Origin of the sequence: Enterobacter cloacae complex sp. ECL411 (genome assembly GCF_021869665.1) — a bacterium.
In the GTDB taxonomy this organism is placed as follows: Bacteria; Pseudomonadota; Gammaproteobacteria; order Enterobacterales; family Enterobacteriaceae; genus Enterobacter; species Enterobacter intestinihominis.
Genome location: NZ_CP091486.1, coordinates 2,407,891 through 2,421,821, shown reverse-complemented (window position 1 = coordinate 2,421,821; position 13,931 = coordinate 2,407,891). Strand labels below are relative to the sequence as shown.

At 56.5% G+C, this 13,931-nt stretch carries 12 protein-coding genes; 6 read left to right on the top strand and 6 right to left on the bottom strand.

From position 1 onward, the window contains the following. Positions 1-24 precede the first annotated feature (24 nt). Entirely contained in the window at positions 25-1,449 is a 1,425-nt protein-coding gene (locus tag L3069_RS11545) for a PLP-dependent aminotransferase family protein (RefSeq protein WP_038416126.1), read from the top strand. Positions 1,450-1,588: 139 nt separating this feature from the next. Further along, complete coding sequence (gene patD / locus L3069_RS11540) at positions 1,589-3,013, top strand: aminobutyraldehyde dehydrogenase (protein WP_100167647.1); 1,425 nt, start codon at positions 1,589-1,591, stop codon at positions 3,011-3,013. Positions 3,014-3,048: 35 nt separating this feature from the next. Here the strand turns inward: patD and L3069_RS11535 are convergent, their stop codons facing one another. Genes L3069_RS11535 through L3069_RS11525 form a run of 3 tightly spaced genes read right to left on the bottom strand, consistent with a single transcriptional unit; the run spans position 3,049 to position 3,942 of the window. Continuing rightward, on the bottom strand, positions 3,049-3,231 hold the full coding sequence (locus tag L3069_RS11535; protein WP_003856955.1) for a DUF1869 domain-containing protein: 183 nt from the start codon (positions 3,229-3,231) through the stop codon (positions 3,049-3,051). A gap of 3 nt (positions 3,232-3,234) precedes the next feature. After that, complete coding sequence (locus tag L3069_RS11530) at positions 3,235-3,588, bottom strand: DUF1971 domain-containing protein (protein ID WP_003856958.1); 354 nt, start codon at positions 3,586-3,588, stop codon at positions 3,235-3,237. Positions 3,589-3,615: 27 nt separating this feature from the next. Continuing rightward, a complete protein-coding gene (locus L3069_RS11525; RefSeq protein ID WP_022648249.1) occupies positions 3,616-3,942 on the bottom strand; it encodes a DUF1971 domain-containing protein in 327 nt (108 codons plus the stop codon). A gap of 243 nt (positions 3,943-4,185) precedes the next feature. On the opposite strand from L3069_RS11525, the gene L3069_RS11520 reads away from it, so the two are divergent. Further along, the gene (locus L3069_RS11520; protein WP_003856960.1) at positions 4,186-4,359 is read left to right on the top strand and encodes a GhoT/OrtT family toxin; all 174 of its coding nucleotides are present in this window, start codon (positions 4,186-4,188) and stop codon (positions 4,357-4,359) included. An 86-nt stretch (positions 4,360-4,445) separates the two neighbouring features. Further along, the gene (locus L3069_RS11515) at positions 4,446-5,204 is read left to right on the top strand and encodes an alpha/beta fold hydrolase (protein WP_023306286.1); all 759 of its coding nucleotides are present in this window, start codon (positions 4,446-4,448) and stop codon (positions 5,202-5,204) included. 33 nt (positions 5,205-5,237) lie between these two features. Here the strand turns inward: L3069_RS11515 and L3069_RS11510 are convergent, their stop codons facing one another. The 3 genes from L3069_RS11510 to L3069_RS11500 are packed head-to-tail and all read right to left on the bottom strand — an operon-like array spanning position 5,238 to position 11,714. Beyond that, on the bottom strand, positions 5,238-7,412 hold the full coding sequence (locus tag L3069_RS11510) for a virulence factor SrfC family protein (RefSeq protein ID WP_100167648.1): 2,175 nt from the start codon (positions 7,410-7,412) through the stop codon (positions 5,238-5,240). Beyond that, entirely contained in the window at positions 7,409-10,390 is a 2,982-nt protein-coding gene (locus L3069_RS11505; protein WP_038416123.1) for a virulence factor SrfB, read from the bottom strand. The genes L3069_RS11510 and L3069_RS11505 overlap by 4 nt, the downstream gene beginning before the upstream one ends. A 4-nt stretch (positions 10,391-10,394) precedes the next feature. Continuing rightward, positions 10,395-11,714, bottom strand: a complete 1,320-nt coding sequence (locus tag L3069_RS11500) for an SrfA family protein (RefSeq protein ID WP_038416122.1) — start codon at positions 11,712-11,714, stop codon at positions 10,395-10,397. 282 nt (positions 11,715-11,996) lie between these two features. Between L3069_RS11500 and L3069_RS11495 the strand changes: the two genes are divergently transcribed. Both L3069_RS11495 and L3069_RS11490 read left to right on the top strand, forming a co-directional pair. Then, entirely contained in the window at positions 11,997-13,595 is a 1,599-nt protein-coding gene (locus L3069_RS11495) for an ABC transporter substrate-binding protein (RefSeq protein WP_038416121.1), read from the top strand. Positions 13,596-13,695: 100 nt separating this feature from the next. After that, entirely contained in the window at positions 13,696-13,929 is a 234-nt protein-coding gene (locus L3069_RS11490) for a YdcY family protein (protein WP_022648243.1), read from the top strand. Positions 13,930-13,931: the final 2 nt, after the last annotated feature.

The following is a 13,931-nucleotide window of genomic DNA, read 5'->3' as shown; positions in this document are numbered from 1 at the left end:
ACTGTCAGCAATAAGGAGAATCTGATGAAAAAATACCAGCGTCTGGCGCAACAAATTATCTCGCAGATTGAGCTTGGCGTATGGTTGCCGGGCGATAAGCTGCCTTCTCTGCGAGAGCAGGTGGCAAGCAGCGGCATGAGTTTCATGACCGTGGGCCACGCGTATCAGATGCTGGAAAGTCAGGGGCGCATTGTTGCCAGACCGCAGTCAGGCTATTACGTTGCCGCCCGTCCGACCACACACCAGCCAGCACCACCCGCGCAGGTGATGCGCGATGAAGTAGTTGACATCAACACCTATATCTTCGACGTGCTACAGGCCAGCCGCGACCCCTCCGTTGTCCCTTTTGCCTCGGCATTTCCCGATCCGCGCCTATTCCCGCTTCAGCAACTCAACCGCTCGCTGGCTAATGTCAGTAAAACGGCCACGGCCATGAGCGTGATTGAAAACCTGCCGCCGGGTAACGTCGACTTACGTCATGCCATTGCCCGTCGCTACGCTCAGCAGGGGATGAATATCTCCCCGGATGAAATTGTGATCACCGCGGGCGCGCTCGAAGCACTCAACCTTAGTTTGCAGGCTGTCACTGAACCAGGTGACTGGGTTATCGTTGAAAACCCCTGTTTTTATGGCGCACTCCAGGCACTTGAACGTCTGAAACTGAAAGCGCTGTCGGTTGCTACTGACGTGCGTGAGGGCATCGATCTCAGTGCCCTTGAGCAGGCGTTAAATGATTATCCGGTGAAAGCCTGCTGGCTGATGACCAACAGTCAGAACCCGCTCGGCTTCACGCTGAGTGCAGAGAAGAAAGCTCAGCTGGTGGCCTTATTAACCCGGCATAACGTCACGCTGATTGAAGACGATGTTTACAGCGAACTCTACTTTGGCCGCGAAAAGCCGCTTCCGGCAAAGGCATGGGATAAGCAGGATATGACGTTGCACTGCTCCTCATTCTCCAAGTGTCTGGTGGCCGGTTTTCGTATTGGCTGGGTGGCGGCGGGAAAACATGCGCGCCGTATTCAGCAGTTACAGCTGATGAGTACGTTATCCACCAGCTCCCCCATGCAGCTGGCGCTGGTGGATTACCTGGCGACCAAACGTTACGACGCCCACCTTCGTCGCCTGCGGCGCACGCTTGCTGAACGCAAACAGCAGGCCTGGCAATCGCTTTTGCGCCATATGCCTGCTGGCGTCAAAATCCATCATAACGACAGCGGCTACTTTTTATGGCTGGAACTGCCTGAACAGCTGGATGCGGGGCAGTTGAGTGAAAAGGCATTAACTCATCAAATCAGCATTGCGCCCGGCAAAATGTTTTCCACCTCCAATATCTGGACACCGTTTTTCCGTTTCAATACCTCATGGGGATGGGGCGAGCGGGAGGAGCAGGCGGTCGTCCAGCTGGCGGCGTTAATTCGCGAAATGATGCTGCCCCCAGTCACACCTTGATGAAAATTCCTGAAGCGACATGATGCGCGGTCTACCTTTAGTAAGGGAGTGCGGATTGGTGACGTGACGTTGTCACGTATCGACCCGCCAGAACGTGTGCTGACAGCGAAAACTATGTCGATTTCAACAGGACGATGCTATGCAAAATCAACTGCTGATTAATGGTGAACTGGTGACCGGCGAGGGTAAGAAGCAGGCGGTTTACAATCCTGCCACGGGTGAAGTATTGCTGGAGATTGCTGAAGCGTCGGCAGCACAGGTGGACGCTGCCGTCCAGGCTGCCGATCGCGCGTTCACTGAGTGGGGGCAAACGACGCCCAAAACGCGCGCCGAAAGTTTGTTGAAACTGGCTGATGTGATAGAAGCCAACGCTGACGCGTTCGCACAACTGGAGTCGCTAAATTGCGGGAAACCGCTGCACTGTGTCCAGGGAGATGAGATCCCGGCCGTGGTCGATGTGTTTCGCTTCTTTGCCGGGGCCGCCCGCTGCCTGAATGGGCTGGCTGCCGGAGAATACCTCGAAGGACATACCTCGATGATCCGCCGCGACCCGGTTGGCGTTGTCGCCTCTATCGCGCCCTGGAACTATCCTCTGATGATGGCGGCGTGGAAGCTGGCGCCCGCGCTGGCGGCGGGAAACTGCGTCGTCATCAAGCCATCTGAAATCACCCCGTTGACGGCGCTGAAGCTGGCGGAACTGGCGAAAGATATCTTCCCGCCAGGCGTGCTCAACGTGCTGTTTGGTCGCGGCAAAACCGTAGGAGATCCGCTGACCGGGCACGAAAAAGTCCGTATGGTTTCTCTCACCGGCTCTATTGCTACCGGAGAACATATTATCGGGCATACCGCATCTTCAGTTAAACGTACCCATATGGAATTGGGTGGAAAAGCCCCGGTCATTGTCTTTGACGATGCAGATTTGGATGCCGTGGTTGAAGGCGTGCGTACGTTTGGTTTCTACAATGCTGGTCAGGATTGTACCGCAGCCTGTCGTATCTATGCCCAGAAGGGGATTTACTCCGCGCTGGTCGAAAAGCTGGGCGCAGCTGTTACCAGCCTGAAAATGGGCGCGCCGGACGATACATCAACGGAGCTGGGCCCGCTCAGCTCCGCAGCGCATCTTTCCCGCGTTTGCGCTGCCGTGGACGAAGCCCAAGCCCTTGGACATATCCGCGTCGTCACCGGTGGCAGTAAAAGAGAGGGGGCAGGATATTACTTCCAGCCAACGCTACTGGCCGGGGCGAAGCAGGAAGATGCGATCGTCCAGCGCGAAGTGTTTGGCCCGGTGGTCAGCGTGACAGAATTTGAGGATGAAGCGCAGGTGCTGAACTGGGCTAACGATTCGCAATACGGCCTGGCCTCGTCCGTCTGGACAAAAGACGTCGGACGCGCCCATCGCCTCAGCGCACGGTTGCAGTATGGCTGCACCTGGGTCAATACCCATTTTATGCTGGTGAGCGAAATGCCGCACGGCGGAATGAAATTATCCGGTTACGGAAAAGATATGTCGGTCTACGGACTTGAGGATTACACGGTAGTCCGACATGTCATGTTTAAACACTAAACCCTCATGCCCGGCGCAGTGCCGGGCGATTCAGCTTACCAGCCACAGACCTCGTGTTCATTTTCCGTATCGTAGGCGCGAACGGTGTTCACCAGATCCTTCACGACATCTGCCGCGACGTCCGGGATCAACAGCTCCATTGGCGCTTCTGTTTCATAATCCACCGACACGCCGTTGCTGTTATTGGTGACGGTCACGGTATAGGTAGCCTTACCCATTATTTACTCCTTATGCGTGTTGACCACTTTACCGATGCCCGCACCGCTGAGCGTGACGGCAGGATCCGCGAAAAAGTCGATATTAAAATAGGTGTCGTCGGTCAGAAGCTCAATGCGGTGCCATTTTTGCGGTGGCGAGATGCCAAAAGAACCGGCCTCAATGACCACTTCCAGATCGGGCTCGGTGGCGTCGCCATCGGCAAAGCCAAAGTAACGCACCGCACCCTGCATGACGGACAACCGACCGTACACGCCGGCTTTGGTGTTGTGATGGGTAAAAAGCGCTTTTGGGGCGGTCTCTTTATTCCAGAACGGCGTCGAGCGGGTATGAACAAAGTTTTCAGGAATACGTAACATCATAGTTTCCTTCATGTTGGCGGGTGCTTAAAGGGACTTAAGCACCTCAGGTTCAACAAAGAATTCAATATTGAACAGGGTGTCGTCGGTCATCACCTCAATGTGGTGCCATCTCTCTGGCGGGAAAACGCCGAAACGACCCGCTTCAATGACGAGCTCGCTGTCAGGCTCAGGTGTAAATTCATCAGCATAGCCCAGATAACGCACCGCGCCGCGCATCACCGACAGGCGAGGGTAAACGCCCGGCTGCGTGCCCGTATCAAGGTGACGTTTAAAAATGCCGGCGGGGGCCGTTTCTTTGTTCCAGAAAGGCGTGGAACGGGTGTGAATGCAACTCTGCGGAATGCGTAGCATGTTTCCTCCCTTAAAAGCCTGCTTTTATTAGACTGCTTTCTGCAGGGATGGATTTACCAAAAAGTGCATTCTATATGCATCTTATCAATAATAACCGTTTTGCTTTACCCGGCGTTGTTACACAAGGTACTCAGTTGTTATTATCCATAGTATTTAAGTGGTTATGATGTAACGAAAAAACTTGATCTGTGTCAACATATGACGCATATTGCGTGCGGTTATTTTTCGGCTCAGGTAAACAGAATGACGTTGTATCAAAAGATGTTGGTGTTCTACGCAATCATGGCCTCCATCTGCGCATTAATCACCTGGTTCCTGTCTAAAGATCGTAAACGTATTCGCCTGTTGAGCGCATTCCTGGTGGGTTCCACCTGGCCGATGAGCTTTCCTGTTGCCCTGTTGATCTCTCTTTTCTGAAGCACGCTTCCAGAATCGGCATCCAGACATAGCATTCCATACATTGAGGCTGTATAAATATACAGTCCGTCATACATGGAGTGCTTATGAACAGTTTCTATTCACAGCAAGCAGGCTGCACGGTGCGCTGGCAGGATCTTCCCGGTTTCGGTGACCCGGTTGTGTTTATCCACGGGTTGGGCTGTGCATCGTCGTATGAATATCCTCGAATTGTCTGTGATACCCGTTTCGGGGGGCGCAGAGCCATTCTGATCGATCTCCCCGGTAGCGGTTACAGTGACAAACCTGACAACTACCGTTATCGCACAAGTGAACAGGCGCAGGTGGTGGTTGAACTGTTAGACCATCTCGGCCTGGATAGTCTTTGGCTCTATGGTCATAGCATGGGGGGGAGTATCGCGATCGAAACGGCAACGCTGCTAAAGTCACGCGTTAAAGGCCTGATAGTGTCTGAACCCAATTTTCATGCGGGTGGCGGGATGTTCAGCCGGGCAATTGCGGCCCAAACGGAACAACATTTTCTGGAACAGGGCTATGATGACATGCTGCGGGCGGAAACGACGGCGTGGTCTGGAAGCCTTCAAAGCAATGCCCCCTGGGCCGTCTGGCGCGGCGCAACGAGCCTGGTCAAGGGCGTTAAACCCGACTGGGAACACTTGTTTTTGTCATTGAGCTGCCCGGTCATGTTAGTTTTTGGTGAGTGGTCCCTGCCTGATGAAGATTTTAATCGCCTGCAACAAAAAGGCGTTGCTGTAAAAATTATCCCTGATGCGGGCCATTCAATGTCCTGGGAAAACCCGTCAGCGTTGGCTCAGGCTTTGTCTGGCTTCATAAACGGATCATGAAGGGGTAGCCCGCATTGCTGCGGGCTGCAATGATTAAGACAGCAAGGCAGACAAGGCTTTCCGCGCAGCAGGCTTAATGTCATACGGGCACTGATAATCCACATTCTCAATCGCGCGGGTGTAGAGCGCAACCAGCCAGTCATAAACATAGGCTGTCGCCGCGTGAACAGGCTGCTCGCCAAGTCGGGTAAGCCGGGGTGAAGCGCAGCTCACAACTGGCGTCACAAAAATTGGCTGACCTTTGCGGATCCGGCTTGCAGGCCGTTCAGAAACGGGCGTCAGTTCATAGCCAAGCCAACTAATGAAATTGCCTGTCGCGGCATGCAGCTGCGCAGCACTGCTTTTATCTGTTTCTGCAATGCGTTGCAGTTGCAGCGGCAGATCCAGCCGGTAGCTGGTAACGATTAACACATCCGCAATCTGCTGTAATACCTCTGGGTCCAGGCCCAGACGGGCGGCGGCCGCGTCGTTGCGACTCCACTGACGAAGATGGTTAACCCACACGTTATGGGCCAGTCGCGCCTTGTCTTTGGTCTGCAACGTGCCTGGATATTCCGGCGTCTCTTCCGCAAACAGATCGATAACGTCGTTAAACAGGCCGTTGACCTTTTCCTCACGGGGCTGGTGAACCGTCAGCAGCGTCTCAAACGCGTTTAACGGCGGCAGAAGCCCCTCAAGCAGTTCACCATGACGAGCGGCGCTGCCTTGCAGCGTTCGGACCATTTTTTCGGCCTCTGCCCGCCCTGCGCCTGGCTCCTGAGTGAGTGGGGCGACGTATGCGCGCATCAGCGTCGAAAGAGACTGTTGCAACAGCCTTTTCAGCGCGTGGAGACGCTTCTGGCGCTGTGCTGGAAGGGTAGCCTGCGACAGCCATTCAATTACCCGCTGCATGCTGTGGGTATCGAGCGCCTGGAGCGTACCCCAGCGCAGACCCGGCTGGCCCAGCAACTGTTGCACCGCTTCGTCCAGATTCTGCTTTGTGGTAAACCGCGCATCGTGAGGGGTAATGGCCCAGACCAGGCCCGGCAACGCGGACTCTTCCACCGGCTGCGTCTCTTTGACCCAGTTTTGCAGGAGCCTGGCCGTTTTTGCCGTCTGCTGGTGGTGGGCCGTCGCATTGCAGATAACCAGGACATCCGGCTGTATGTGCTGACGATAATGCTCCAGCAACCACAGGCATTTTGCCTGCGTCATCAGCGGCGTGTTTTCCTCAGAAATGGCCGGAATATCAATAATATCTACGTTATCCAGAACGCAGTTTTCAACGGGCAGCACCACTTCGCGGGTCAGGCAGGCCAGCACATCGACGGGCAGGCTAATGGCATTAAGCAACTCGCCGTTATTTACCGGATGAAGCAATGTTTCCTGCGCTTCCGGCACGGTAAAGGCCCCGTGAGTAAGGAAACCTTCACACGGCAGACCAAAACTGTCCACCAGCAGACTCAACGGCGCCGCAAGCGCGCTGGCATGGCTGGTTTGATGCAGCACCTGGGCGAGTTTAAGCCACTGCTGGGTTAACTCCTGCTGCTCACCCCACAGCAGAGACCAGATGCTGGCGCGGGTGCTGAGATCAAGCGAAGGAACCAGCAGGGCAAACTGGTGCCACAGGGCATCATCAATATGCTGCTTAGCGCCGGGTACTACGGTTTGCCAGAACCGGGCAACGGTCGCGACTTCCTGCGCCGTTATTCCCGGCACGCTGTGCGGCTGACGCAGCGTACGCCACTTCTCAAGCCGGGCTTCAATCACCGATTTATCCACCGCACGGATCTGCGGATCCAACGTGGTGCGGGCGATAAACAGCTGTACCAGCTCGGCCTCCGTTACCAGGCTCAGGCGCAGGGGAAACGCATCGTCTGCGACCTCGCTGGTCGCTCTGGTGAAACGCACGGCCATGTTGGTCGGCGCATGCCCGGGGTTAATATGCGAGAAGTAATCAAACGTGCGTTGACCCGGCGTAACGTTCAGCCGTTCGTCGCCGCTGCCGCACAGGGAGGCCAGCAGATGCGCTTTCGCGGCCTGCGAGTGGCCGTATAAGCCGATGCTGCCCTGGCAGACAAGGGCACGTTCGAGGGCCTCTTCACGCGCGCGAGCAGCGTTAAGGCGGGCAAGCAGGGCGTCGGCTTCGTTATCCAGCATCGGGGCGTGCTGTCGCGTCTCGTTGATCCACCCGATTAAGGCCTGAGTGGTGGCAGTCGTCGCAGTCATTTGAGGTATACGCTCCCGCTGTCGATCCAGTAGTGGCTGCCGCTGTGTCGGCGATCGGCCAGAGTATTCAGTTTAAATGTCAGGGCGTCCGGCGGCACTGGCGTGCCGTCCTGTAGCCAGGCATCACTCAGCTCGAAAGATTCCGGCCCCTCCTGCTTATTGCCGCCACGCAGCTTCAGGCGCACGTTCAGTACGCCGTCGCCCGCAATGGCTTTCGCCAGCTCGGCAGAGTTGATGCTCAGGGTATAGAGCGGCGTCGCGGGCCAGCGGGCATTGGCCAGTTGCCGGAAGCCCAGCGTAACGTTGCCGCGCAGCGGGAAGTGCAGACGGGCGTCCAGTTTCGCGCCGGGCTTATCGAGGTCAATATCGTGATACCAGACGTTCTCGTCCCGCAGGCTATTGATGGTGTTATCCAGCACGCCCAGATAGCGCACCGTAGAGTACGCGCCAATATCTGCTGCTTTAAAGTTAAAGCGCGGCAGACGAAGATCCAGCGCCAGGCTACAGAGCATCGCTCCCACCGCAGCGGTGGATTTCGGGTTGCCGATCCGTCCCTGCTGGCTGAACGGATACCATTCATGAACCTGGTATTTATCCAGCCAGACGATGCGGTTGACGGGCACCGGTTGCAGGTGGCGAATCAAGGCCTGAACGCCCGGCAGACAGCCCGGCCGTCCCGTGATAAGCAGGATATCGCAGCTGTAATGAGAGATCGCCTCACATACCGCATGCAGCGGGGCGGCAAGCGTGAACTGACCCGCCAGCATGGCGTCCCGCATCTCCCGGAAGCTGACGTGCAGCGGGACGCTGAACAGATCAAAGTGTTCTGAGCCGGCAGGCAACGCATGGTCGATCGCCTGCTGGAGATAATTCATCACGTTGCGCGTCGGTTTTTGCGCAAGCAGATCGCCAAAGGTGGCATGCAGCCCGGCCAGCGGATCGTCAACATCGCTCGATTCCCACGCCGCCAGGATCGCGTGACCGATCGGCATAAAGAGCTGAAGCGCCGTCTGCTGGCGCAGGACCGCCTGGGTATCGATCCGCCCGGAGTCGCCGAACAGGGATGCCATCAGCTGGGAGGCATCGGCAATGCCGGATTTCTGAAGCTGGGTTTGCAGGGCGGGCAGAACGTAGCGCTGGATCACGTCCAGCAGTGTGTCGTCGCCAGCGACCTTGAACCCTTCGCGGAACAGCAGTTGCGGGGTGATTTTGACGTTATTACCGGTACCATCGTCTAGCTGATAGTGCGTGATGGCCATATCCGTCGTGCCGCCGCCGATATCAATCGAGGCCACGCGCAGAGCGCGCCCCGGCTGGACGCCAGGCTCAGGCGCGCGATCCGGACGGGCAAGGGAGGCGAAAAAGGCCTCGGTCTGGCCACCGAAGTGGGAAATGGCTTCGTTATACAGCCACACCAGCTGGCCGCAGCTGGCCTCGTCCCACTCCATCTGGATCTCAGGGACCGGTACCACGCTTTTTTCCTGCTGCTTGCGGCTGGCAAAATCTTCATCCTGCGGATGCCAGCCCATCGCTTTCCAGACGATGGCGATGGCTTCGAACATGCGGCGGCGGAAAATCTCGCGCTCCTGTTTCGGCATCGCCGAAGGCAGGGTGAGGATCAGCGTTCGCAGCTGGCGGGGAGAGGCCGGGAAGCCGAGCCGCAAGCGGGTGGCTACGCTGTTAATCTGGCCAAGCGCCTGAGCCAGCAGCTCGCAGAGCATGTGCGTCATCAGGGTGCTGCGGCTGTACTGCGGAGAGAACACCGGCAGGCGCTCATCCTGCGGCAGCGTAAAGAGCGGTTCCCCGTCGTCGTTCATCAGGTTCATCAGCGGAAACGCGGTTGCCAGCGGTTCGCGCTGAGTTTTGCTGTTCATCTGGCTAAAGCGCCAGTCCTGCACCACCGGCGTCTCGTCCCACAGATAGCGACGCGGGCTGGAGATACCGCTGTTGCCTTCCGTGCCCAGACGCTGCATCGCCAGCTTACGCGCTTCATCACCCACGCGGACAATGGATGGCCAGACGAACGCATCCTCCCGGCCGCTTTCCACCGAGAAGTGCTGCTTGCCAAAACGCGCTTCGGAAAATTCAAGTCGGCTGGTAAACAGCGGCTCATTCAGGAACTGCGGCTCACTCAGAGATCGTACCTGAAGTTCAGCCGTCTGGCGCAGGCCGTCGTTGGCATCACCATGATCTTCAATAATCACGCCGCAGGTATGGGTGTTGCCTACGTCAAGGATCAGATCGACAGGAATAGCAGGGGTGCTCAGGGTATGGGTGACAAACTTCACTTCCGGCACGGTGAGTTGTTCACCGAGCATGGAGAGCAGGTTGAGCCAGTGCGCCTGATATTCAAAGCTGCGCATGGCCTGATGCAGCTCGCGCTCGGCGCGTTTTTCAACCCCGTCAGCATATTGTGTGAAGGCTTCACGCAGCCAGCCGTCAATCCAGGTCTGGTCGAGGAAACTCTCAACCTCACTGTCGCGCCAGGCGAGGGCGAAACGCGTGCCGTTAAGAATGTCGTTTTCAACCGGCGACAGGGCAGACGTCGCATGCTCCGCAATCTGGCTGTCGAGCGCGACGGTGACCCGGTGCGTATTTCCAGCCGCGTCGGGCGTGGACAGCTTCCGTACCTGGACGCGCGCCCAGTTATCCGGGCCATCAACAAACGTCCGCGGCGGGTTAAAGCGCAGGAAAGGAAGCGGCAGCCAGACACCGTCCAGCACGGTCAGGGAGTCATGCAGTGGAATGGTGCTTTCAGGCTTGACCACTTCCGGCTTCCCGCCATCGGTGGCAGGCAGCGTGTACCGGCCGTTGACCAGGTCAAAATCCAGGCGCAGCAGCGGGCCATTTGCCGTTTTACGCACGAAACGCCCGTTGCTGGCGGTGTCCTGCGGAGTCAGGCCAAAATCGAGAAACTGTACGCCGCTGTTAGCAATCAGCGTCACGCTCTGTTTATAGTCGCAAAGATTAACCAGCATAGGATCAGACACCTGCTTTCTTGAACGTCAGAGGAACGACGGTGTTGGCATCGTAACGTGCGGTGCATTCCGCCACGTCGCTGGCACCTGCCTTACAGGTCACTTCCGGCATCGGATAGCCTGAACCGTCGGTGCAACGAGCGTTTCCGCGCGTTTTGATCAACAGCTCGCCGTTGCTGTGTAATCCGGAAAAGACGTCTACCCGGCAGACAATGTTGTCGCCATGCACTACCCGGGCGAAACCTTTATTGTTCTGGATCTGGTAGCGCAGAGACGGCGGTTTGCCGGTGAGCGGATCCTGCACATCGAGAAACGCGCGCCAGGTGCCGTTCAGGAAGCGCGTTAACCCCGCTTTGACCTGGTTTGCCTCCATCACCATCGCATCTTTCGGTATCGCGGTAATGACCACCGGTTCGGCTGCCGGGGCAGGCGTCTTCACCTTGGGCTCTACCACTTCTGCCTGGTGCAGCGGGAGTTTCAGCTCAAGCGGCTCAACCGTCTTCACGGGGGCCGGAGCAATGGCGACAGGTGCTGGCGCTGCGGTCGGAGCCTGTTTTGGCCAGAGCAGCGGCGTGGCAATGGCTGCAATAATGACGGCGGCAACCGGCAGCAACCACAGGGGGGAGCGACGTTTTTTCTGCACCACCGCTGGTGCGGGCTCTGACGGCACGGTGTTCATGCGCACCGGCTCTGGCGTATACAGCTCATTTTCGGTGATACGCACGGTAGCCACAGGCGTGATAAGCGGCGCGTCGGCCTGCTCGAAGGTCACCACCGGGGCCGGTTCTGGCTCAGGTTCAGGTTCAGGTTCGTTAATCATCACGGGTTCAGGTTCAGGGACCAACGATTCGCGCAGGCAGTCCAGCACGTCGTCGCGCGCGTTTTCGTTAAGACTGACGAAACCCCAGAAGCAGATCACCGGTTTGCCATCCACCAGGAAAACAAAGTTTTCACCGGGAAACTGGAACGCTTTAGAGAGCAGAGATCCAAACAGTTGCTGCGCCATTTTCGGTGACTGAAGGCATTTTTTACTCAGCGACTCCATGCTGGCGAGCGTGTTTTCCAGATAGAGCAGGGCGCGAAAACGATCGTCTTCATCCGCCGCCTTCCAGCTGGAGACGGTTCCCTCAACCGGGGAGTACCAGTCAACGCGATCGCCGCCGTCATTGACCTGAGGAATGGCCAGGCAATCGACGATAGCCTGCTGTTTGCGCAACCGAAGCGCTTCGCGGATTTGCAGCGCTGATTCAAAAACGGCCTGTCCGCCGCCGCCAACGGCCTGAAAATCATCCAGATTACCGCTGCGTAAAAGTGTTTTTGCCACGATTTGGTCCTGTAGACTTCTTCACGCCATTACTTTAGCGAATCAGGTAAGCAAGCAAACGGCGGAGGAGACGACAAAAGGGACGATTTCTTGCGGCATTGATCGTAACGGTTGTGCTTGACGAATAATGGACCTTAAGGCAAATCGGTTTCTGCGGGCTGATGTTAAAACCAGCGAAATGTACGGCTTTAGAATAACCTGATAGTGATTCGTTATTTGTCAGGCCAAAACGTCTGTGCTGTTATTACTGTTCACTATAATAAAACCGAAAGGGTAATAATTATGTTTACAGGGAAAACCGTGCTCGCCCTCGCGCTGAGCGCGCTGCTACCGGCAAGCGCCGCATGGGCGGCAAACAAAGACACCATTATCTACTGCTCCGAGGCGTCGCCGGAGTCGTTTAACCCGCAGATCGCCAGCTCTGGCCCCTCGTTTGTCGCCAGCTCGCAAACGCTGTATAACCGTCTGATTAACTTCGACCCGGTAAAAAACACGCCGGTGCCTTCTCTTGCGGAGTCGTGGACCATTTCGCCAGACGGCAAAACATACACGTTTACCCTGCGTAAAGGGGTGAAATTCAACAGCAATAAATACTTCAAACCGGCCCGTGATTTTAACGCTGATGACGTTATTTTCTCCGTTATGCGTCAGAAAGACCCTAAGCATCCCTATCACAATGTTTCCCAGGGTAATTACGAATACTTTAATGACGTGGGTCTCGACAAGCTCATTCAGGATGTGAAAAAGATCGACGATTATCACGTTCAGTTCACGCTGAGCGAACCCAACGCGGCTTTCCTGGCCGACTGGGGAATGGACTTCGCCTCGATCCTCTCTGCCGAGTACGCGGACGCGATGCTGAAAAAGGGCACGCCTGAAAATGTGGACACCTGGCCAATCGGCACCGGGCCGTATGTGCTTCAGCAGTACAAGGTGGATTCGCTGATCCGCTACGTCGCCAATCCGAACTACTGGGACGGTGAGGTGCCGACCAAACACCTGATCTTCTCCATCACGCCAAACGTTGAGACGCGTCTGGCGAAGCTGCAAACGAACGAGTGTCAGATCATTCCTGCGCCGTCGCCGGTGCAGTTTGAAGCGATCAAGAAAAACAAAGACCTGACGCTGCACTCGGTGGATGCACTGAACGTGGGGTACCTGGCGTTCAACACGGAGAAAAAACCGTTTGATAACGTGCTGGTGCGCCAGGCTCTGAATTACGCGACGGACAAAAAGGCCATTGTGAACGCGGTCTTTATGGGGTCTGGTACGGTCGCTAAATCGCCGATCCCGCCGAACATGCTCGGCTTTAATAAAGACCTGAAGGATTACGGCTACGATCCGCAAAAAGCGAAAGCGCTGCTGAAGCAGGCGGGTCTGGAGAAAGGCGCGGAAGTGACCCTCTGGTCCATGCCGGTTCAGCGTCCGTACAACCCGAACTCCCGACGGATTGCAGAGATGATCCAGGCTGACTGGGCGAAGGTGGGCGTGAAGGCGAAAATCGTCTCTTACGAGTGGGGGGAATATCTCTCCGGCATGCGCAAAGGCGAGCATGATTCCGCGCTGTTCGGCTGGATGTCTGATAACGGCGATCCGGACAACTTCGCCGATGTGCTGCTGGGTTGTAACAGCATCAAAACCGGATCTAACGCCGCGCGCTGGTGTGATAAGGGGTATGATGAGCTGGTGCAAAAGGCCAAACTGACCAGCAACCCGGACGAACGTGCGAAGCTGTATGGCCAGGCACAGGAGATTTTCTACCAGCAGGCACCGTGGATTGCGTTAGCTAACGGCAAAACGTTCTACGCGACCCGCAGCAATGTGACCGGGTACAGCGTAAGCCTGATGGGCAGCGATTTCTCGAAAGCGAAGCTGAACTGATCGTATTTTGCCGGGTGGCGGCTATGCCTTACCCGACCTACGGGTGTCAAATGTAGGCCCGGTAAGCGTAGCGCCACCGGGCACGTGAAAAGGAGTGACAATGTCACATTTAAATGATGTTATCGCCCGCGTCGATGCCACCATCGAAGAGAGCGTAATTACTCACATGAACGAACTGCTGATCGAATTAAGCGATGATGCAGAGCTCAGCCGTGAAGATCGCTATACCCAGCAGCAGCGCCTGCGTACCGCGATTGCGCATCATGGTAAGCAGCATAAAGAAGAGGCGGAGGCACGCCATGCCCACCTTACGCAGGGTGGGACTATTCTGTAAGG